13 protein-coding genes are annotated in these 20,201 nt (G+C 69.9%); 9 read left to right on the forward strand and 4 right to left on the reverse strand.

Annotated elements, in window-relative coordinates:
* Window positions 1–303: 303 nt before the first annotated feature.
* Together ACQP1O_RS01295 and ACQP1O_RS01300 are read right to left on the reverse strand one after the other, a co-directional pair.
* Window positions 304–945, reverse strand: coding sequence for a hypothetical protein (locus ACQP1O_RS01295; protein WP_433564113.1), 642 nt, complete (start codon window positions 943–945; stop codon window positions 304–306).
* Between the two features lie 16 nt (window positions 946–961).
* Window positions 962–1,180 (reverse strand): hypothetical protein, encoded by a 219-nt coding sequence (locus ACQP1O_RS01300; protein WP_433564114.1) that lies wholly within the window; start codon window positions 1,178–1,180, stop codon window positions 962–964.
* A gap of 129 nt (window positions 1,181–1,309) precedes the next feature.
* Here ACQP1O_RS01300 and ACQP1O_RS01305 point away from each other — a divergent pair, with 129 nt between their 5' ends.
* The 5 genes from ACQP1O_RS01305 (at window position 1,310) to ACQP1O_RS01325 (ending at window position 12,711) form a co-directional block, all read left to right on the forward strand.
* Window positions 1,310–4,867, forward strand: a complete 3,558-nt coding sequence (locus ACQP1O_RS01305) for a DUF2126 domain-containing protein (RefSeq protein WP_433564115.1) — start codon at window positions 1,310–1,312, stop codon at window positions 4,865–4,867.
* A gap of 23 nt (window positions 4,868–4,890) precedes the next feature.
* A complete protein-coding gene (locus ACQP1O_RS01310; protein ID WP_433564116.1) occupies window positions 4,891–7,659 on the forward strand; it encodes a circularly permuted type 2 ATP-grasp protein in 2,769 nt (922 codons plus the stop codon).
* Window positions 7,659–8,534, forward strand: coding sequence for a transglutaminase family protein (locus ACQP1O_RS01315; RefSeq protein ID WP_433564117.1), 876 nt, complete (start codon window positions 7,659–7,661; stop codon window positions 8,532–8,534). The genes ACQP1O_RS01310 and ACQP1O_RS01315 overlap by 1 nt, the downstream gene beginning before the upstream one ends.
* A 199-nt stretch (window positions 8,535–8,733) precedes the next feature.
* Window positions 8,734–10,536, forward strand: a complete 1,803-nt coding sequence (gene leuA / locus ACQP1O_RS01320; protein ID WP_433564118.1) for a 2-isopropylmalate synthase — start codon at window positions 8,734–8,736, stop codon at window positions 10,534–10,536.
* A 276-nt stretch (window positions 10,537–10,812) separates the two neighbouring features.
* Window positions 10,813–12,711, forward strand: coding sequence for an AAA family ATPase (locus ACQP1O_RS01325; protein ID WP_433564119.1), 1,899 nt, complete (start codon window positions 10,813–10,815; stop codon window positions 12,709–12,711).
* An 83-nt stretch (window positions 12,712–12,794) separates the two neighbouring features.
* Here ACQP1O_RS01325 and ACQP1O_RS01330 read toward each other — a convergent pair whose 3' ends face one another.
* Window positions 12,795–13,784 carry an LLM class F420-dependent oxidoreductase gene (locus ACQP1O_RS01330; protein ID WP_433564120.1) on the reverse strand — a complete coding sequence of 330 codons (990 nt, stop codon included), beginning with the start codon at window positions 13,782–13,784 and terminating at the stop codon, window positions 12,795–12,797.
* 76 nt (window positions 13,785–13,860) lie between these two features.
* On the reverse strand, window positions 13,861–14,760 hold the full coding sequence (locus tag ACQP1O_RS01335; RefSeq protein WP_433564121.1) for a LysR family transcriptional regulator: 900 nt from the start codon (window positions 14,758–14,760) through the stop codon (window positions 13,861–13,863).
* 465 nt (window positions 14,761–15,225) lie between these two features.
* Between ACQP1O_RS01335 and ACQP1O_RS01340 the strand changes: the two genes are divergently transcribed.
* The 4 genes from ACQP1O_RS01340 (at window position 15,226) to ACQP1O_RS01355 (ending at window position 20,099) form a co-directional block, all read left to right on the forward strand.
* Complete coding sequence (locus ACQP1O_RS01340; protein ID WP_433564122.1) at window positions 15,226–16,203, forward strand: EamA family transporter; 978 nt, start codon at window positions 15,226–15,228, stop codon at window positions 16,201–16,203.
* Window positions 16,204–16,329: 126 nt separating this feature from the next.
* The gene (locus tag ACQP1O_RS01345; RefSeq protein WP_433564123.1) at window positions 16,330–18,096 is read left to right on the forward strand and encodes a hydroxysqualene dehydroxylase; all 1,767 of its coding nucleotides are present in this window, start codon (window positions 16,330–16,332) and stop codon (window positions 18,094–18,096) included.
* Window positions 18,097–18,160: 64 nt separating this feature from the next.
* A complete protein-coding gene (locus ACQP1O_RS01350; RefSeq protein ID WP_433564124.1) occupies window positions 18,161–18,784 on the forward strand; it encodes a pyridoxamine 5'-phosphate oxidase family protein in 624 nt (207 codons plus the stop codon).
* Between the two features lie 88 nt (window positions 18,785–18,872).
* The gene (locus ACQP1O_RS01355) at window positions 18,873–20,099 is read left to right on the forward strand and encodes a MurT ligase domain-containing protein (RefSeq protein ID WP_433567540.1); all 1,227 of its coding nucleotides are present in this window, start codon (window positions 18,873–18,875) and stop codon (window positions 20,097–20,099) included.
* The last annotated feature ends 102 nt before the right edge of the window (window positions 20,100–20,201 follow it).

The raw sequence follows: 20,201 nt of genomic DNA on the forward strand, positions 1-20,201 counted from the left end.
AATGTGTTGAACGTTCCTGGGGATATCGGCGCCGGCCCCGCTGGCGTGTAATGCCACGGCGATAGCGAAGGTAGCCGCCAAACCGGCCACGACTGCCAAGCCCTTACGCAAGGTCCCGTTCTTCAAGGACGGGCGTAGCTTCGACGGGCGTAGCTTCATTTTTCGCTCCTCGCCTCGGTGAGTAATGCGTACAAGCTCGGAAACACCGCGTGCAATTAGCGAAATGCTAGCTTTCCTGCGCGTGCGCAGCCTTCATTCCGGGGGGTTGGAAGTGGAAATTGGAATCTGTCCGTTATTCGACGGTCAGAACGTGAGACGCTGCCAATCCAGAGCGGCGAATCCCGAACGATCTCCGGTGGCCCAGCCCCAGATGAGATCGGCCACAATTCGCGAGTCGTTCGCGGTGGCGGCGAAATGCTTGTCGGCGGACCCGTCCCGGTATTCCAGGTCGTAATGCCCGTCCTGATGCCGATAGGTCTGGATGTAGATCTGATCTCCGGTTTCCACGATCAGATATGGACCGGGCTGTCCCAGCTCCGGAATCCACAGCTCCACCAGTTGCCGTGTCAGGTATGGGAATTCACCCGCCCCGCCGTGTGTGACGGCGGCCGTGACCGATTCGGCCGGATCCACCAGCCAGGCCAGCTGCGGGTCCCACAGCGCGTAGTCGTGCGGGGTGCCCAGCTCGAACAGCAGCCCGCGTACATGCCCGATGGCGTCGTAGGGGGTGGACACGAACAGGGCGTCGCCGAGCACGCCGTCGCCGGCGGGTGAGCCCAGGAAGCTGTCCGCCTCGGGCAGTTCGCCATTGCGCTCGTCCAGCTCGGCCGCGATCTCGGTGACGGCGTCACCGGCCGGTCTGCCGTCCTGCGCGGTCAGATACGTGTCCACCTCGGCGGGGGACACGGCGGCTCCGGAGGGCAGCAGAACGAGGTCGTAGCTCACCCGGCCAGGCTAGTGGCTAGCCGGCGCGGGTCCGCCGCCCGGTCTCCGCCGCGGCGGCGGCGCAGGCGCAGCCGCCCGCCATAGCGGAGCAGTCGGCCACGAACAGATGCCGGGACCGATCGGTATCGAAGCAGTCGGATTCGGTGCATTCCACCGATCCGGCGGCGTGCACGATCAGTGTCCCGTGACAGTGATCGAGGGCCGATTCGCACAGTGAGCAAACCGCAGGATGCACCGCAACCTCCTTCACGCGTCGTTACGGTGATATCACCCGGGTGCGACATCTGCGGGAGCTCACCGCGTGTCGCCCGAACTGTCGGAAATACTCCAGCGTGTCCCGGCCTTCGCGTGGTGAACTGGACAGATGGGGATCAAGGTTTCCCTCGAACATCGCACCACCTATTCCTTCGACCATCCCGTGCGCGTCCATCCGCACGTGGTCCGCCTGCGACCCGCCCCGCACACCCGCACCGCCATCGAGGCGTACTCGATGCGGGTGACGCCGGGGAACCACTGGGTGAACTGGCAGCAGGACGCGTTCGGGAACTTCCTGGCGCGCTTGATCTTCCACGAGCCCACGCCGGAACTGTCCATCGTGGTGGGGCTGATCGCCGATATGGACGCCATCAATCCCTTCGATTTCTTCGTCGAGGAGCACGCCGAGCGTTTCCCGTTCGGCTACTCGCCGCAGTTGTCCGCCGACCTCGAGCCCTATCTGCGACCGGTGGACGAGGGCGAATCCGGTTCCGGCCCCGGCGCTTCGGTCCGGGACTGGGTGCGCCGCCAGACGCCGGCCGATCGGCCGCGCACCATCGACTTCCTGATCGCGGTGAATCAGGCGCTGCGCCACGATGTCGCCTACACGGTCCGGATGGAGCCGGGCGTGCAGTCGCCGGATCACACGCTGCGCGCCGCCCTCGGCTCGTGCCGGGATTCGGCGTGGCTGCTGGTGTCCGTCCTGCGGGAATTCGGGCTGGCCGCCCGCTTCGTCTCCGGGTACCTCATCCAATTGGCCCAGGACGTACCGTCTCTGGACGGACCCTCCGGGCCGCCCGCCGATTTCACCGACCTGCACGCCTGGACCGAGGTGTACCTGCCCGGCGCGGGCTGGGTGGGCCTGGACCCCACCTCGGGCCTGTTCGCCGGGGAGGGCCACATCCCGCTGGCCGCCACCCCGCATCCGGTCTCGTCGGCGCCGATCACCGGATCCACCGACCCGGTCGCCGCCAGCCTCGACTTCTCCAATACCGTGCGCCGGATCCACGAGGATCCGCGAGTCACCCTGCCCTACAGCGATTCCCAGTGGGAGCGCATCCGCGCCGCGGGCGCGGCCGTGGACGCCCGCACCGAGGCCGCCGGGATCGGCCTGACCGTCGGCGGTGAACCCACCTTCGTCTCCCTCGACGATCGGACCGGTCCGGAATGGACCACCGAGGCCGACGGGCCGCGCAAGCGCGAACGCGCCGCCGACCTGGCCGAGCGCCTGCGCCGCATCTACGCGCCGACCGGCCTGGTGCAGTACCGCCAGGGCAAGTGGTACCCGGGAGAACCCCTGCCGCGCTGGGAAATCGCCATGACCTGGCGCGACGATGGCGAACCGCTGTGGCGGCACCCCGACCTGCTCGCGCATCCGTGGCTCCGGCAGGCCGGCGACCTGGGTGAGGCCGCCGCGGGGACGCCCGGCGCGAACGAACAGCGGCGGACCGCACCGGGCGATGAACCGCAATCGCATCGCTCGGACCCGGTGACCGAAATGCTCGGCACAGGCGAGGTTTCGAGTTCGAATGGTACGGCCGAGCGGCGGGCGGTCGCGTCGAGTCCGGACAGTCCCTCGCCGGAGCCGGCCGGGGCCGTGGGGGAACCGTCGTGCCGCCCGGACGCACGGGCCGCGCGGGCGGTGATCGCCCACATCGCACGGGGCTTGGGACTGCCGGACGGTCAGGTGCGGCCCGCTTACGAGGATTCGCTGCTCCGAATGGCCGCCAAGGCCGCTGTGCCACAGGGTGATCCGGTCCGCGCCGATGAGGATCTGGACAGCGGCGAGGATTCGCCGTCGGCGCGCAGCGCGCTGCTGGCTCGGCTGGACTCCACCGTCGGCGAGCCCGCCGCCTACGTGCTCTCGCTGTACCGACGGGACGACGAGGCCGGGTGGGCGAGCGCCGACTGGAAGCTGCGGCGCGGTCGAATCGTCTTGACGGAGGGTGATTCCCCGGCCGGACTGCGGTTGCCGCTGCGGTCCGTCACCTGGCACGCGCCGCCGCCGCGACCCGAGGCGGATCCGTTCGCCCCGCGGCCGCCGCTGGCCGCGGAGGAGCCGCCCGCGGTGGTGGAGTCCGCCGAGCGCGCGCCGATCACCGCGCTGGTCGCCGAGGTCCGCGACGGCCGGCTGTTCGTATTCCTGCCTCCCGTCGAGGAATTCGGCGCGTTCTGCGATCTGGTGCGCCGGGTCGAGGAAGCCGTCGCCGCGGTCGGGCAGCCGGTCGTGCTGGAGGGTTATCCGGCTCCGGTGGACGGCCGGTTGCATACCTTGTCCCTGGCTCCCGACCCGGGCGTGATCGAGGTGAACGTCCAGCCCACCACCGGTTTCGCCGAGCAGTCGCGGCTGCTGGAGACGCTCTACGAGCAGGCCCGGCTGGCCCGGCTGAGCACCGAATCCTTCGATGTGGACGGCACCGACCGCGGCACCGGCGGCGGCAACCACATCACGCTCGGCGGCCGCACCCCGGCGCGCTCGCCCCTGCTGCGCCGCCCGGACCTGCTGGTGTCGCTGCTCACCTACTGGCAGCGGCATCCGGCGCTGTCCTATCTGTTCTCGGGCCGCTTCATCGGCCCGACCTCCCAGGCGCCCCGCGTCGACGAGGGCCGCGAGGACGCGCTCTACGAACTGGAGATCGCCTTCGCCGAGATCGCCCGCCTGAGCGGGGCCGCCAACTCCGGTGAGCCGGCCGCGCCGCCCTGGGCGGTGGATCGCGCGCTGCGCCACCTGCTCACCGACCTCACCGGCAATACCCACCGCGCGGAATTCTGCATCGACAAGCTCTACAGCCCGGATTCGGCGCGCGGCCGCCTCGGACTGGTGGAACTGCGCGGCTTCGAGATGCCGCCGCATTTCCGCATGGCCATGGTGCAGTCGCTGCTGGTGCGGGCGCTGGTGCTGCGCTTCTGGGAGCACCCCTACACCGCGCCGCTGCTCCGGCACGGCGCCAACCTGTACGGGCGCTACCTGCTGCCGCATTTCCTGCAGGCCGATATCGCCGAGGTGGCGGCCGATCTGCGCGCGCACGGCATCGAATTCGATACCAGCTGGCTGGATCCCTTCTCGGAGTTCCGTTTTCCCCGATTCGGCACGGTGGTACTCGGGGATATGGAGGTGGAACTGCGCGGGGCGATCGAGCCGTGGAACACCCTCGGGGAACAGACCACCGCCTCCGGGACCGCGCGATATGTGGACTCCTCGGTCGAGCGCCTGCAGGTCCGGGTGACCGGGGCGGACCGGGACCGGTATGCGGTGACCTGCAACGGTTTCCCGCTGCCCCTCATTCCGGCCGGGCGGGCGGACGTGCAGGTCGCGGGCGTGCGGTATCGGGCATGGCAGCCGCCGGAGTCCCTGCATCCGACGATCACGGTGGACGCGCCGCTGGTCTTCGACGTGGTCGAGCTGCAGACCGGTCTGTCCCGCGGCGGCTGCACGTATCACGTGAGCCATCCGGGCGGCATGTTCTATCCCGGGCCGCCGGTGAATTCGGTGGTGGCGCAATCCCGGCGCAATCGGCGATTCGAATCCTCCGGGCACACCCCGGGCCCGGTCGATATCGCGGATTTGCGTGCCAAAATGGCCATACAGGCAACAGACGTCGGTGCGCCCGGAATACTCGATCTGCGCCGGGCGCGGACCGTGTGGGGCGTCGTCGGCGATCGATAGGCATACCCGGGGATGTGGTAGCGGTGACAGTGCTCGACGCAGTGCCACCCGGCGAGGAGTTCGCGAATTACCGTGCCGCCGCGGCCGATACCGGCGCCCGCGACGCCTGCGGCCTGGCGACCGGCGGCTTCTACGACGAACTCGTCGATCACGACGGCCGCCTGCGCGGCCTGTGGGCCGACCTGTCCGCCGACTTCCTCGACCAGGGCCGGGCCGGACTGCACCGCATCGACGGTCGGGTCCGGCGGCTGATCGAGGACGACGGCATCACCTACACCGAACTGACCGGCTCCGGGGGGCCCGCGACGCCCGCACCGTGGCGGCTGGACCCGATTCCGCTGCTGCTCTCCGACACCGAGTGGGCGGCGCTGGAATCCGGTGTGGTGCAACGCTCCCGGCTGCTCGACGCGGTGCTCGCCGACGTGTACGGCCCGCGCCGCACCCTCACCGAGGGCCTGCTGCCGCCGCAACTGGTCTTCGCGCACCACGGCTATGTCCGTGCCGCGCACGGTATTTCACTGCCGGGACGGCATCAGCTGTTCCTGCACGCCTGCGATGTCAGCCGCTGGAGCGACGGCGGCTTCCGGGTGCTCGCCGACTGGGCGCAGGCCCCTTCCGGCGCGGGCTACGCGCTGGCCGATCGCCGCGTGGTGTCCGCCGCCATTCCCGAGGCCTTCGAGCTGGCGGGCCCGCGTCCGCTCACCCCCTTCGTGCGGGCCATGCGGCTCATGCTCATCGAGGCCGCGCCGCGGGGCGCCGACGAGGACCCGGTGGTCGTGGTGCTGAGCCCGGGCGTGCACTCCGAAACCGCCTTCGACCAGGCGTATCTGGCCTCCGTGCTGGGCTTCCCGCTGGTGGAGAGCGCCGACCTGGTGGTGCGCGACGGCCGGCTGTGGATGCGCTCGCTCGGCACGCTCGAACGGGTCGACGTGGTGCTGCGCCGCGTGGACGCGGAGTTCTCCGATCCCCTGGACCTGCGGCCGGATTCGCGCCTGGGCGTGGTGGGCCTGGTGGAGGTGCTGCGGCGCGGCGCGGTCACCGTGGTCAACACTCTGGGCAGCGGACTGCTGGAGAGTCCGGCGCTGGCCGCGTTCCTGCCGCGCCTGTCGCGGCGGCTGCTGGACGAGGAACTCACCCTGCCGGGCATCGAATCCTACTGGGGTGGAGACGATTCCGAACGCTCGCACCTGACGGCCAACCTGCACCGCCTGATCCTGCGCTCCGCCGTGGACGGCACCACGGTCTTCGGCCCCATCCTCACCGCCGTGCAGCGCGCGCAGTGGCGGGCCCGCATCGAGACCGAGGGCTGGAAGTGGGTCGGCCAGGAACCGGCCCGCTTCTCGGTCGCCCCCGCGGTCGACGGCTCCGGCGGACTCGCTGCCGCCCCCGTCGCCGTCCGCCTGTTCTCCCTGGCCGGACGCGTCGGATACCGCATCATGCAGGGGGGATTGGGGCAGCTGCATCAGCACGGCGGACCCGACGGCATGGTGGGGGAGGCCGCCGCCAAGGACGTCTGGGTGCGCGCCGCGCCCGCCGCCGTCCCGGCCGCGCCCGCGGCCACCGCCGAGGTACCCGACGAGCGCGGGCGGCGGGTCGTCGCAGTCGCCCCGATGGACGTGGTCAGCTCGCCGCGCGTGCTCAACGACCTCTTCTGGCTGGGCCGCTACGGCGAGCGCGCCGAGGTCACCGTGCGCCTGCTCAGCGCCATCCACGAACGCCACCAGGACTACCGCTACCGGCCGTGGCTGGAGGGCGCGGAGGCCATGCCCATCCTGATGGCCGCCCTCGCCCGGATGACCGGCACCACCCCGGCCGAGCCCAAGCTGCCGTCCGTTCCGAAACCGACTGCTGTGCAACTGGATTCGTCGGAGCGCAGGCGCGGTCGTCGCCAGCCGGAGGCGCAGTCCGCGGCGCGGACCCGATCCGGGTCCCGGCCGCCGCGGCGCCGCGAGTTCTCCGACGAGCCGACCGTCCCGATCGCGCTGCCCGGCGCGTCCCGCCTCGACCACGACTACCTGGTCTCCCTCACCGTCGATCGCGAGGTTCCCGGCTCGGTCGCGTTCTCCGTGGAGCACTACGCGAAAGCCGCACGCGCCGTGCGTGATCAGCTCTCGCCCGACACCTGGATGGTGCTCGGCTCCATCGATCGCGCCCTGTCGGAGTACCGGGCGGTCCGCGGCGATCGCGGCGCGGCGCTGTCGGCCGTGCACTCCCGCGCCCTGTCGGCCCTGCTGTCGCTGACCGGCATCGACGCGGAATCGACGATGCGGGACACGGGGTGGCACGTCATGGACATCGGCCGCCGCATCGAGCGCGCGCTGGCGCTGTCGGCGCTGCTGACCGCCGCCCTCACCGACACCTATCCGCCGGAGGTCGGGCGGGTGGTGACCGACGCGGTCCTGCAGGCCACCGTGTCCGCGGTGAGTTACCGCCGCCGGCACGGTGATTCGGTCCGCATCGCCGCCGTCGCCGGACTGTTGCTTTTCGACGGGCACAACCCGCGCTCGCTGGCCTACCAGCTGGAACGCCTCGAGGACGACTTCCCGGCGCTGCCCGGGGCCTCCGGATCCTCACGCCCGCAACGACTCCTGGCCGATGCCCAGCGCATGCTGCGCCGCGTCGACCCGGCCGAGCTGGAGACCGTCGCCGACGGCCGCCGCACCGAACTGGCCGAGCTGCTCGACGGCGTCCACCTGCGGCTGCGCAAACTCTCCGAATCCTTCGAGGCGAGCCGGCTGTCGGTGCCGCGCGAGATCCAGCCGCTGTGGGGCTCCGCCCGGGTGGTGGGCTGATGCGCCGCTACCGGGTGCTGCACCGCACCGTCTACCTGTACTCGGACGTGGTCAGCAGCTCCTACGGCCGCGCCTATCTGACGCCGCGCGAGTTTCCGGGACAGCGGTTGCTGTCCCACGACATTCGCGTCGATCCCCTCCCGTCGGATCGATCGGTCGGCACCGACGTGTACGACAACACCACCCTCTACTTCCACGTCACCGCCGAACATCGCCGGCTGGAGGTGACCGGTGAATCCCTCGTCGAAGTCGGCGCGCCCGCCGCGCCGGCCGTGCAGCCGGCCTGGGAGCAGGCCCGCCCGACCGCCGAGAACGGCCCGCTCGCCGTGGAATTCGCCCTCGACCTGACCCCGCCCGAGATCATCCCCGAGGTCGCCGCCTACGCCGCCGAATCCTTCCCGCCCGGCCGCCCGCTGCTGGACGCGGTGCGGGAACTGACCACGCGCATCCATACCGACTTCGCCTACGAATCCGGCTCCACCACCGTCAGCACCAGCGTCGCCGACGTCTTCGCCGCCCGCCACGGCGTCTGCCAGGACTTCGCCCGCCTCGGCATCGCCTGCCTGCGCTCCCAGGGCCTGGCCGCCCGCTATGTCTCGGGTTATCTGGCCACCGACCCGCCCCCCGGCACGGAACGCATGGTCGGCGCGGACGCCACCCACGCCTGGGCCGCGGTCTGGCTCCCCGGCGCCGCCGGGCACTGGATCGGCTTCGATCCCACCAACGACCAGTTCGCCGACGACCGCTACGTCACCGTCGCCTGGGGTCGCGACTACGCCGACGTGCCGCCCCTGCGCGGCATCATCTATACCGACGCCAAGGAATCGACCATCACGGTGTCGGTCGATGTGGCACCGATCGCCGCCGATGAGTGACACGCCCGGGCTGTGGCCCCCGCCTCCCCTGCTTCCGGGCATCTATTGCGCCCCTGTAAACTCGTCGCCATCATGCAGCGGGCACTTCTCCTCGGCCGCCGCGACGGGGTCTGATTCGGACCGGCTCCCGTCGCGGGGATCTGCCGTGCCGGTCTACCCCATACCTGGGATCCAGCCACACCCTCGGAGATAAATCGCCATGTCAGCCGCTGACGCTTTCGTATCCGGTACACGGTCCATCACCGCGCCGTCCAAGCCCGCGCCCGCCGACCAGCCGGCCTGGAACACACAGAAGAACTCCTCCATGCCGGTCTTCCGGTATCGGCCCTTCGCCGACGAGGTCGAGCCGGTCACCCTGCCCGACCGCACCTGGCCGGACAAGATCATCGACCGCGCGCCCGGCTGGTGTGCCGTGGACCTGCGCGACGGCAACCAGGCGCTGATCGACCCGATGAGCCCCGCCCGCAAGCGCCGCATGTTCGACCTGCTGGTGCGCATGGGCTACAAGGAGATCGAGGTCGGCTTCCCGTCCGCCTCGCAGACCGACTTCGACTTCGTCCGCGAGATCATCGAGGACGGCGCGATTCCGGCCGACGTCACCATCCAGGTGCTGACCCAGTCCCGGCCCGAGCTGATCGAGCGCACCTTCGAGGCCTGCGCCGGCGCCGCCAATGTGATCGTGCACTTCTACAACTCGACCTCGATCCTGCAGCGCCGCGTGGTCTTCCGTGCCGACCGCGACGCCGTCAAGAAGATCGCCACCGACGCCGCCAAGCTGTGCCTGGAGGTCGAGAAGCGTTACCCGGACACCAACTGGCGCTACGAGTACAGCCCGGAGTCCTACACCGGCACCGAGCTGGACTACGCCCGCGAGGTGTGCGACGCGGTCTCCGAGATCATCGCGCCGACCCCGCAGAAGCCGCTGATCATCAACCTGCCCGCGACCGTGGAGATGGCGACGCCCAACGTCTACGCCGACTCCATCGAGTGGATGCACCGCAACCTGGCCCGCCGCGACTCCATCGTGCTGTCGCTGCACCCGCACAACGACCGCGGCACCGCCGTGGCCGCCGCAGAACTGGGCTACCAGGCCGGCGCCGACCGCATCGAGGGCTGCCTGTTCGGCAATGGCGAGCGCACCGGCAATGTCTGCCTGGTGACGCTGGGCATGAACATGTTCTCGCGCGGCGTCGACCCGCAGATCGACTTCTCCAACATCGACGAGATCCGCCGCACGGTCGAGTACTGCAACCAGCTGCCCGTCGCCGAGCGCCACCCGTACGGCGGCGACCTGGTCTACACGGCCTTCTCCGGCTCGCACCAGGACGCCATCAACAAGGGCCTGGACGCCATGAAGGCCGCCGCCGACGCGCAGGGCGCCGACGTGGACGACATCGTGTGGGAGGTCCCGTACCTGCCCATCGACCCGAAGGACGTCGGCCGTACCTACGAGGCCGTGATCCGGGTGAACTCGCAGTCCGGCAAGGGCGGCGTGGCCTACATCATGAAGACCGATCACGGGCTGGTGCTGCCGCGCCGGCTCCAGATCGAGTTCTCGCAGGCCGTGCAGAAGATCACCGACGGCGAGGGCGGCGAGGTCACCCCGAAGGAGATGTGGGACGTCTTCTCCGAGGAGTACCTGACCCCGATCCTGCCGCTGGAGCGCATGCGCCAGAAGGTCACCGCCGCCGAGACCGACGGGGGCGTCGACCACATCGACGCCGTGGTCAAGGTGGACGGCGTCGAGCACGCCATCTCCGGTGAGGGCAACGGCCCGCTGGCCGCCTTCGTCGACGCGCTGGCCACCATCGACTACGACGTGCGCGTGCTGGACTACAGCGAGCACGCCATGTCCTCCGGCGACGACGCCCAGGCCGCGGCCTATGTCGAATGCGCCATCGGCGATCAGGTCACCTGGGGTGTCGGCATCGCCACCTCCATCACCACCGCCTCGCTGCGCGCGGTGGTCTCCGCGGTCAACCGCGCTGCCCGTAGGGCCTGAGGGCGTGCTGCCCCGTCGGGCCTGAGGGATTGCTCCCGACCCTCGCGAACGTGATGACTGATTTCGCGAGGATCGGGGTAACTCACCGGGTACGTCCAGAATCGGTTCGGCACTGGACGCAGGTACGCATACAGGAGCGATAACGGCACTCAGCCGTGCGCTGAAGCTGCGGGGAGGCGGCTCTGCCTCGCCGCGTCCGGACGGGTCAACAATGCTAGCGTTGGGTCGCATTAGCGCCGAGCTCTCTGTTCGAGCCGTCGAGCAGATGGGGGACACGTGACCACGAAAGATCAGAATTCGACCTCGAAGCCTGTGCAGGGCAAGGGGGTTACCGACGACGCCGTCGAGGTGGCCGATGTCGAGGCCGAGCAGGACGCGGTGAAGGCCGACGGACAGGCCGAGAACAACGGCGCGGCGAGCGATTCCGAGGAGCAGGCGGCCGGATTCTTCCCGCCGGTGCCGGATTCGATCGACCAGGCCCTGCCGCACCAGGGTGCGGGGCCCAACCCCTTCGCACCGCCCAACGGTCCTTTCCCGGGGCCCTACGGTGGTCCGGACGGCCACAATCCGTTCGCGGGCGATGGCCACAATCCATTCGCGCCGGGCGGTCCCGGGCCGTACGGCCAGCCGGGCTTCCCGCCCGCCGGCGCGTTCCCGCCGCCGGATGCCGGGCAATTCGCGCCGCCGCCGAATCCCGGTGCGCCGGGCGGTTTTCCGCCGCCGGGCGTACCGCTGGGTGAGGTGCGGGATCAGACACCCTACGGCGAGATCCGGCAGGAGATCGGCAGCGACGGCATGGTGCGCCGGGTCTTCGCCGAGCCGCCGGGCGTGCCGGGTGACGGTGAGAAGCCCGGGGAGCCGGGACATTTCGGTGGTCCGGGACAGCCGGGGCAGTTCGCGCCGTCCAATGATCAACCGGGCGGACCGATCTACAGCTGGTCGCCGCCCCCGGCCGCGCCGCCGCAGCAGACCCAGCTATCTCAGCCGCAGCCCCAGGTGGGTTTCCAGCCGGGCTGGAATCCGCAGCCGCAGCAGGGTTTTCCGCAGCAGCAGGGCGGTTTCGGGCAGCAGTTCGGGCAGCAGCCGATGCCTCCGGGGCATTCGGTCAATGATCTGAACCTGTTGAAGCGGGCCAAGCGGGCGCCGCGCAGCGGGTGGCGGCGGGCCGTGCACAAGGCGTCCGGCGGTGCCATCAACCCGGGCGAGTCGGCCGCGGACGTGGTGTACCGGCAGCTGGTGGACCGGGTGAACCAGCCGGTCCGCGGTGACTACCGGATCGCGATCCTGTCGCTCAAGGGCGGCGTCGGAAAGACCACCACCACGGTCGGTCTGGGCTCCACCTTCGCCTCGCTGCGCGGTGACCGCGTGATCGCCATCGACGCCAACCCGGACCTCGGGACGCTGGCGCACCGCGTGCCCCGGCAGACCCGGTCCACGGTGCGAAACCTGTTGGAAGACGGGCACATCTCGCGGTATTCGGATGTGCGCGCCCACACCTCGCAGGCGCCGAGCCGACTGGAAGTGCTCGCCAGTGAACAGGATCCGGCGGTGTCGGAGGCGTTCTCCGAGGCGGACTACCGCAAGGCCATCGGCATCCTGCAGCAGTTCTACAACATCATCCTCACCGACTGCGGCACCGGTCTGATGCACTCGGCCATGTCCGGTGTGCTGGATATGGCCAGTTCGCTGGTGCTGGTGACCTCCCCGGCCATCGACGGCGCGCGCAGTGCCTCGGCCACCCTGGACTGGCTCGACCACCACGGCTACCACAAGCTGGTGGAGCGAACCGTGGTGGTGGTCAACGCCTCTCGCAAGGGTTCCTCCACGGTGGACCTGGACCAGCTGCGCAAGCTGTTCCTGGACCGCACCCGCGCGGTGCAGGTCGTCCCGTTCGACGACCACCTGGCCGAGGGTGCGGAGATCGACCTCGAACTGGTCGGCAAGCCGACGCGGCGGGCCCTGCTGGAACTGGCCGCCATGGTGGCCGACGATTTCGGCTACCAGGCTGCGCAGCAAGGCTTCCCGCCGCACGGCGGCTTCCAGCAGCAGCCCCCGCAGGGCGGATTCGCGCCGCAGCAGGGCGGCGGCTACCTGCCGCAGGGTGACGGAGGTTATCCGCCGCAGGGTGACGGCGGCTATCCGCCGCACGGCGACGGCTTCCGGCCGCAGGGCTGATCCGGTATCGAACGACGAAATGCCCCGCAGTTCAACTGAACTGTGGGGCATTTCCCATGGGTCAGCCTCGGAAAGAGAGCGGGTCAACCCCGGACCAGGGGAGCCAGGGCGCGACCGGCGAGTTCGACCGCGCCGGCCTCGTGGCCGTTGGTGACCATGTTCACGATGATGCCGTCGATGCCCTGGTCGAGCACGCGGGACTGGATCTGCTCGGCGACCTGGTCCGGGGTGCCGACGAACTGGCGGTCCGCCGGGGTGTTGCGCAGGGCCTCGTTCGGCAGCGCGCCCAGATCGGTGATGCCGATGCGGGCCAGCATCTCGGCCTGGGTCTTGCGGGCGCGGTCGCCGTCCTCGTCCACGATGACGAACGCCAGGAAGCTGGTCTCCAGGGTCTTCGGGTCGCGGCCCACCTCGTCCAGGCGCGCGTGCAGGGCCTCGAGCTTGCGGGGGATCTCCGAGGCATTGCAGATGATGTTGAGGTGGTCGGCGAAGCGGGCGGCCAGGCCGAAGGTCTTCTTCTCGCCGCCGCCGCCGAGCAGGATCGGCAGGTCGTCGCGCACGCGCGGCTCGTTCATGGCGTCGTTCGTGCGGTACCACTTGCCGTCGAAGGTGGAGTGCTGCCCGCGCAGCATCGGGGTGATGATCTCGAGGGCCTCCTCCAGCTTCTCGAACCGCTCGGTGAAGGTGCCGAAGTCGAAGCCGTAGGCCTGGTGCTCGAGCTCGAACCAGCCCGCGCCGATGCCCAGCACGGCCCGGCCGCGGCTCACCACGTCCAGGGTGGTGACGGTCTTGGCGGTGAGCGCCGGATTGCGGTAGGTATTGCCGGTCACCAAGGCGGACAACTGGATTCGCTCGGTCGAGGCGGCCAGGCCGGACAGCGCGCTGTACGCCTCCAGCATGGGCTCCTCGGGCGCGCCGAGCAGCGGCAACTGGTAGAAGTGGTCCATGACGAAGGCCGCGTCGAAGCCGGCCGCCTCGGCCTCCCGTGCCTGGGCCACCACCGCCGGGAACAGGTCCCGCGGCGCGACCCCGTAGCTGAAGTTCGGCATCTGATACCCGAGTCGAATGCTCATGCCGCAAAGGTAGGACCTGGAGTGCGCTCCAAGTCAACCGCTGGTTTTCGATTCGCAGTCGCGCGGTGTGGCGGGGCTATTCGGTCTCGGTGGCGCGGCGGGCCGCGGCCTTGAACGCGGCGATGACCATGGCTACGGCCGGGCGCTTGTCGGCATGCGGGCGGGTGGCCAGGTCGTAGACGCGGGCGGCGCGGACACCGGCCAGCCGGAGCATGACCAGGTCGGGGTGACGGACCGCGTGGCGGGGCATGAGGGCGACGCCGTAGCCGGTGGCCACCAGCGCCTCGATGACGCTGAACTCGTTGAGCCGCTGCGCGATTCGCGGCTGCACGCCGGTCACGGTCGCGATCGAGCGCAGCACGTCGTCGACGGGGAAGCCGGTGCGGACGCTGATCCAGGTCTCGTCGGACAGCTCCGCCGGAACCACCGCGCCCTGCCGGGCCAGCCGGTGATCGGGCGCGACCACCACGTCGATCGGCTCCCGCATGAGCACCCGAGAGGAGACCCGCGGCCCGCTGAGCGAGGGCGCCCGCTCGTCGCGATGGGTGAGCACCACGTCGTAATCGGCCAGCAAACGCGGCACCTCGCTGGGCGGCACGTCCTCGTCGCGCGCCACCATCTCCACGCCGCTGTCCGCCAGCTCGGCCAGTACATGTGGCAGCAGCAGCGCCGCCCCGGACGGGAACAAGGCCACCCGCACCCGTCCGCGTGGCGACCCGCGATACTCCGCCATCTCACTGACCGCCCGTTCCATCGCCTCGAGCACCTCATCGGCCCGCACCACCAGCGCCCGCCCGGCATCGGTCAACCGCACCCGCCGCCCATCCGGCTCCAGCAGCGCCACCCCCGCCTCCCGAGCCAGCACTTTCAACTGCTGCGACACCGCCGACGGTGTCATCGACAATGCCTCCGCCACTGCGGCAACCGTCCCGCGATCGGCCAGTTCCCGGAGTACCCGCAGCCTGTCGAGTGACATGAGCGGCCCCTCGGACCGCGCCGCGCCGGACTCGTCCGGCAGGGCAGGGCCGGTATCTGCGGCTCCCGCACCTCGGCCACCTGCCCGGACCGGCGCAGCGCCGGGCGGGCCCGGTCTGACGCGTCGCGCTCGAATCGGGGCGGCTCGCTCTGCGGCGCCGGTCGTGTCGCTACTGCCCGCCGGACTCGCGGCGGTCGCCTTCACGGAGGTGTGCCCGATGCTTCGAGCAGGGGCCGGACCATCGCCGACTTCCGGCACTTCGTGGGTTGAGCCGACCCGGCGTGCCCGAATGGGGGTGGCGGCCGGCGCATCCGATTCGGCATCGGCACGGGTGTCGCGGGGGATGCGGCGCGGGGGTGGGACGGAGCGGGGTGGGTCGGGCTGGGGCATGGTTAAGTAGTACTACATTGTTGCTGCAGAATTATTCGATTGTTCTTATCTATTAGCGTCAGCAAGATTTTCCGCATGACCAATCGCGATCGACTGCTCGGGCTCACCGTCGTGGTGCTGTGGGGGTTGAACTTCCTGGCCATACACGTGGGGCTGGAGCACTTCCCGCCGTTCTTCTTCGCGGGGCTGCGGTTCGCCGTGATCGCGATTCCGGTGCTGCTGTTCGTGCCGCGGCCCAGGGTGCCGTGGAAGTGGTTGCTGCTGTACGGGATCGGGTTCGGGATTCTGCAGTTCGCGTTTCTGTTCACGGCCATGCGGGCGGGGATGCCGACGGGGCTGTCCTCGCTGGTGCTGCAGTCGTCCGCGCCGTTCACGGTGCTGCTGGGCGCGGTGTTCCTGCGGGAACGGCTGCGCGGCGTTCAGCTGGCGGGGATCGCGGTGGCCATGGCGGGTATGGCGGTGATCGGGTGGGACCGTTCGCACCATGCGGCGCTGCTGCCGCTGGTGCTGACCCTGCTGGGCGGATTGAGCTGGGCTTTCGGCAATATCGGGTCCCGGCTGGCCGCGGCCTCGTCCGAGCAGGCGAACCCGCTGCACCTGACCCTGTGGATGGCAGTGGTGCCGCCGATCCCGATGTTCGTGCTGTCCGCGCTCACCGAGGGCCCGGCCACCGGCTGGAACGACCTGATCGACTCCTTCTCGGCGACCGGTTGGCCCGCCTTCGCGGCCCTGGCCTACATCGTCGCGCTGGGGACGATCGCGGGGTCGGGGCTGTGGACCTATCTGATGAGCCGCTATCCGGCGGGCACGGTGGCGCCGCTCTCGCTGGCCGTGCCCCTGGTGGGAATCGCCGCCTCCTGGGTGTTCCTGCACGAGGCTCCGTCCGCATTGTCCCTGTTCGGGGCCGTTATCGTGATCGCCGGCGCCTTCACGGCCACCTCGGCGGGCCGCCGGGTCCGAGTGCCGGAGGCAGCGCTCGACACGCCCGGACCCATCCGGCCCGCCGAGCCGACACGCCGGTCAGAATTGGACCCGAATCTCGTCCAGGCCTAGCTGAGCAGTCCGATTTGCTGTAGAACGCCCGTCTTCCGGGTTTTCGGGATGAAATTTTCCACCCCAACCGACCATCTGTCTGCGACAGCTCCATAGGATGCGGACCAGGCGTGGGAGGTAACGGGTATGGCAGGACAACGTTTGTCCGTCACGCGGCGATCAGTGCTGCGTGGAGCGGTCGCAGCCGGGGCAATGGCGGGAGCGGTGGCGGCGGGGGCCGCCCGCCCCACCGCCGCCCGGGCCGAGACCGGACGGCGGGTCGCGGTGCTGGGCGGTGGGGTCGCGGGTCTGACCGCGGCACACGAACTGGCCGAACGCGGATTCGAGGTGACCGTCTACGAGCGGCGGGCCCTGGGCGGCAAGGCGCGCAGCATCGCTGTCCCGGGCAGTGGCAAGGACGGACGGCCGGAGTTGTGGGGTGAGCACGGATTCCGGTTCTTCCCCGGCTTCTACCGCCACCTGCCCGACACCATGCGGCGAATCCCGTTCGCGGGCAACGCCAATGGTGTGTGGGACAACCTGATCGCCGCCCCCGAGGCCCGGTTCTCGCGCAAGGACGCGGACGACACCATCATTCCGATGGGCAGGTTCGGCAAGCCCTGGTCGAGTCCGGACGACTTCCGCGAGACCGTCGGGTCGGCCATTACGACCTCCACGAAAATGGGCACCAGCGATGCCCTCTATTTCGCGAGCCGCCTGCTGGTCTTCAACACCAGCTGCGACGCCCGCCGCTACGGGCAGTGGGACAACATGGCCTGGCGGGATTTCGTGGGCGCGGGCAGGCGCTCCAACGAATTCCGCATGCTGCTCTCGCGCACGCTCACCACGCTGTTGGTGGCCGCGCGGGAGGACAAGGCCAGCACCCTCACCATCGGCACGATGGGCGAGCAGTTCCTGGGCAATCCGCTCGAGATCGGCAATGACGGCGCGCTGGACCGGCTGTTGAACGGTGCCACCAACGAGGCATGGATCGATCCCTGGGCGAACCGCCTCCGGGATCTCGGCGTCACCTTCGTCAACGCCGAGGTCCGGGGTCTGGATCTGGAGGGCGCGCGCATTTCCGGTGCGCGCGTAGTGGATTCGTCGGGCGCCGCCCGGACGGTCACCGCCGACCATTTCGTGAGCGCACTGCCGGTGGAGGTGGCCCGCACCCTATGGACGCCCGAAATCCTGTCGCTGCGACCGGAATTGGCGGGTATGAGCCAGCTGACGGTGGACTGGATGACCGGCATCCAATTCTTCCTCCGCCGCCCCACCGATATCGCGCGCGGGCACACCGCCTACGTCGACTCCCCGTGGTCGCTGACCTCCATTGCGCAGGGCCAGTTCTGGAACCGCAGCCCGGTCACCGGCATGGGCGACGGCACCGTGCAGGACTGCCTGTCGGTCGACATCTCCGACTGGAACACACCCGGAATGCTCTACGGCAAAACGGCCAAGGAGTGCACCCATGACGAGATCGCGCGCGAGGTGTGGGCGCAGCTGAAGGCACACCTCAACGATCGCGCCGACCTGCTGCGCGACGAGGATCTGCACTCCTGGTTCCTCGACACCGGCATCGCGTGGGACGCCGCGCAGCAGCGCAACACCAATGCCGATCCGCTGCTGATCAATACGGCGGGCTCCTGGGCGCTGCGCCCGGAATCGCATTCCGACTCGCTCCAGAACCTTTATCTGGCAGGCGATTACGTGCGCACCAATGTGGACCTGGCCACCATGGAGGGCGCCTGCGAGGCGGCCCGCGGCGCGGTGAACAAGCTGCTGGAGGTGGCGGGTTCGGATGCCCCGCGCTGCAAGCTGTTCACGCTCTACCGCACGGAGGTGCTGGAGCCGTTCCGGCAGCTGGACATCCAGCGGTACGCGGCGGGACAGCCGAACATGTTCGACGCCTAGGGTGCTTGCTCACACCGGCGAAAAAGGCTGGTGTGAGGCCCGTGCCGCGCGTTGAATCGGGAGCATGAGCGAGATCACGGACCCGGTCGAACTGCGTGAACTGCTGGGGGAGGTCGCGCCGCGGCCGCGGAACAAGGACCGGTACTCCCTGCATCGGTGGGATCGGGAATGGATCGCCCGCTCACCGTTCGTGGTGCTGGCCACCAGCGACGCCGACGGTAACTGCGACGCCTCGCCGAAGGGTGATCCGGCGGGGTTCGTGCAGGTCATCGACGACAAGACGATCGCCATCCCCGAGCGGCCCGGCAATCGCCGCGCGGACGGCTATCTCAATATCCTGAGCAATCCGCATGTCGGCGTGCTGTTCCTGATTCCGGGTCGCGGCGACACCCTGCGGATCAACGGCCGGGCCCGGTTGGTCCGTGACGCACCGTATTTCGACGACATGGTGGTCAAGGGTCATCGTCCGATCCTGGCCATCGAGGTCGCCATCGAGCAGATCTTCTTCCACTGCTCCAAGGCGTTCATGCGCAGCGCGCTGTGGCAGCCGGAACAGTGGCCCGACGACACGATGCCCAGTGTCGCGCGCCTGGTGAAGGATGTGCAGCCGGCCACCCCCGAGACCGTCGAGCAGCTCGAGGCGTACTACACGGGCGAGGGCTATCGAAAGATGCTCTACAACGGCTGAGTGCGGCGCGTATCACGCCGTGGGCCCCGATGCCGCCTGCACGTCCCGCCCGCCATCCCCATAAACTCGCGTCGTGGCAGACATCTCGATGCGCGGACAGCTGGCGCTGCGGGCGGCGACGGCGGCGTCGTGGGCCTCGCGGCGGGCCGGGCGCGGCAACGGCTCGATGATCGGCGGGCTGATCGCGCTGAAGATCGATCCCTCCCTCATGACCCAGCTGGGTCGCGGCAAGCGCACGGTGCTGGTGACCGGCACCAATGGCAAGTCCACCACCACCCGCATGACCGCCGCGGCGCTGCAGAGCCTCGGCCGGGTCGCCACCCAGGCCGACGGCGCGAACATGGACGCCGGGATCGTGGCCGCGCTCACCGCGCACCGCAGCGCGCCGCTGGCCGCCATCGAGGTGGACGAACTGCATCTGCCGCACGTCGCCGACGCGTTGAACCCGTCGGTGGTGGTGCTGCTGAACCTCTCCCGGGACCAGCTGGACCGGGTCGGCGAGATCAATATGATCGAGCGCCGCCTGCGCGAGGGCATGGCGCGGCATCCCGCGGCCGTGCTCATCGCCAACTGTGACGACGTGCTGGTCACCTCCATCGCCTACGACCACCCGAATGTGGTGTGGGTGTCGGCCGGCAGCGGCTGGTCGGTGGACGCCACCAGCTGCCCGCGCAGCGGCGAGCCCATCGTGTGGGAGGGTGAGCACTGGTACAGCACGGGCGCGGACTTCCAGCGGCCCGTGCCGCAGTGGCGGGTCGGCGAGCACACGCTGTCCGGGCCGGACGGCCTGGAAATCCCGCTCGCCCTTGCCCTTCCGGGGCGCGCCAATCGCGGCAACGCCGCGCAGGCGGTGGCCGCCGCCGTGGCGCTGGGCGCGGATCCGGACACGGCCGCGGCGGCCGCGGGCACCGTGCGCGAGATCGCGGGCCGCTATCGGACGGTCGAGGTGGACGGCCGCCGCACCCGAATGCTGCTGGCCAAGAATCCGGCCGGCTGGCAGGAGGCGCTGTCCATGATCGATCCGGCCGCAACGGGTCTGGTGATCGCGGTCAACGGCCAGGTGCCCGACGGCGAGGACCTGTCCTGGCTGTGGGATGTCCGCTTCGAGCACTTCGAGGGCACCCAGGTGGTGGCCGCCGGCGAGCGCGCCACCGATCTCGCGGTCCGGCTCACCTACGCCGGCGTCGAGCACATCACCGTCGCTGATCCGCTGGACGCCATCGCCTCCTGCCCGCCAGGACGGGTCGAGGTGCTGGCCAACTACACCGCGTTCCGCGACCTGAACCGCGACCTGGAGACGGGGACCCGCGCATGAACGGTCAGGCCCGGAGGCGGGAGCGAAGCGTAACCATGGAGGGCCCGTTCGGGCGCGAAAGGGCCCGCGCATGAACGGTCAGGCCCGGAGGCGGGAGCGAAG

It is taken from the genome of Nocardia sp. CA-151230, assembly GCF_050942175.1.
In the GTDB taxonomy this organism is placed as follows: Bacteria; Actinomycetota; Actinomycetes; order Mycobacteriales; family Mycobacteriaceae; genus Nocardia.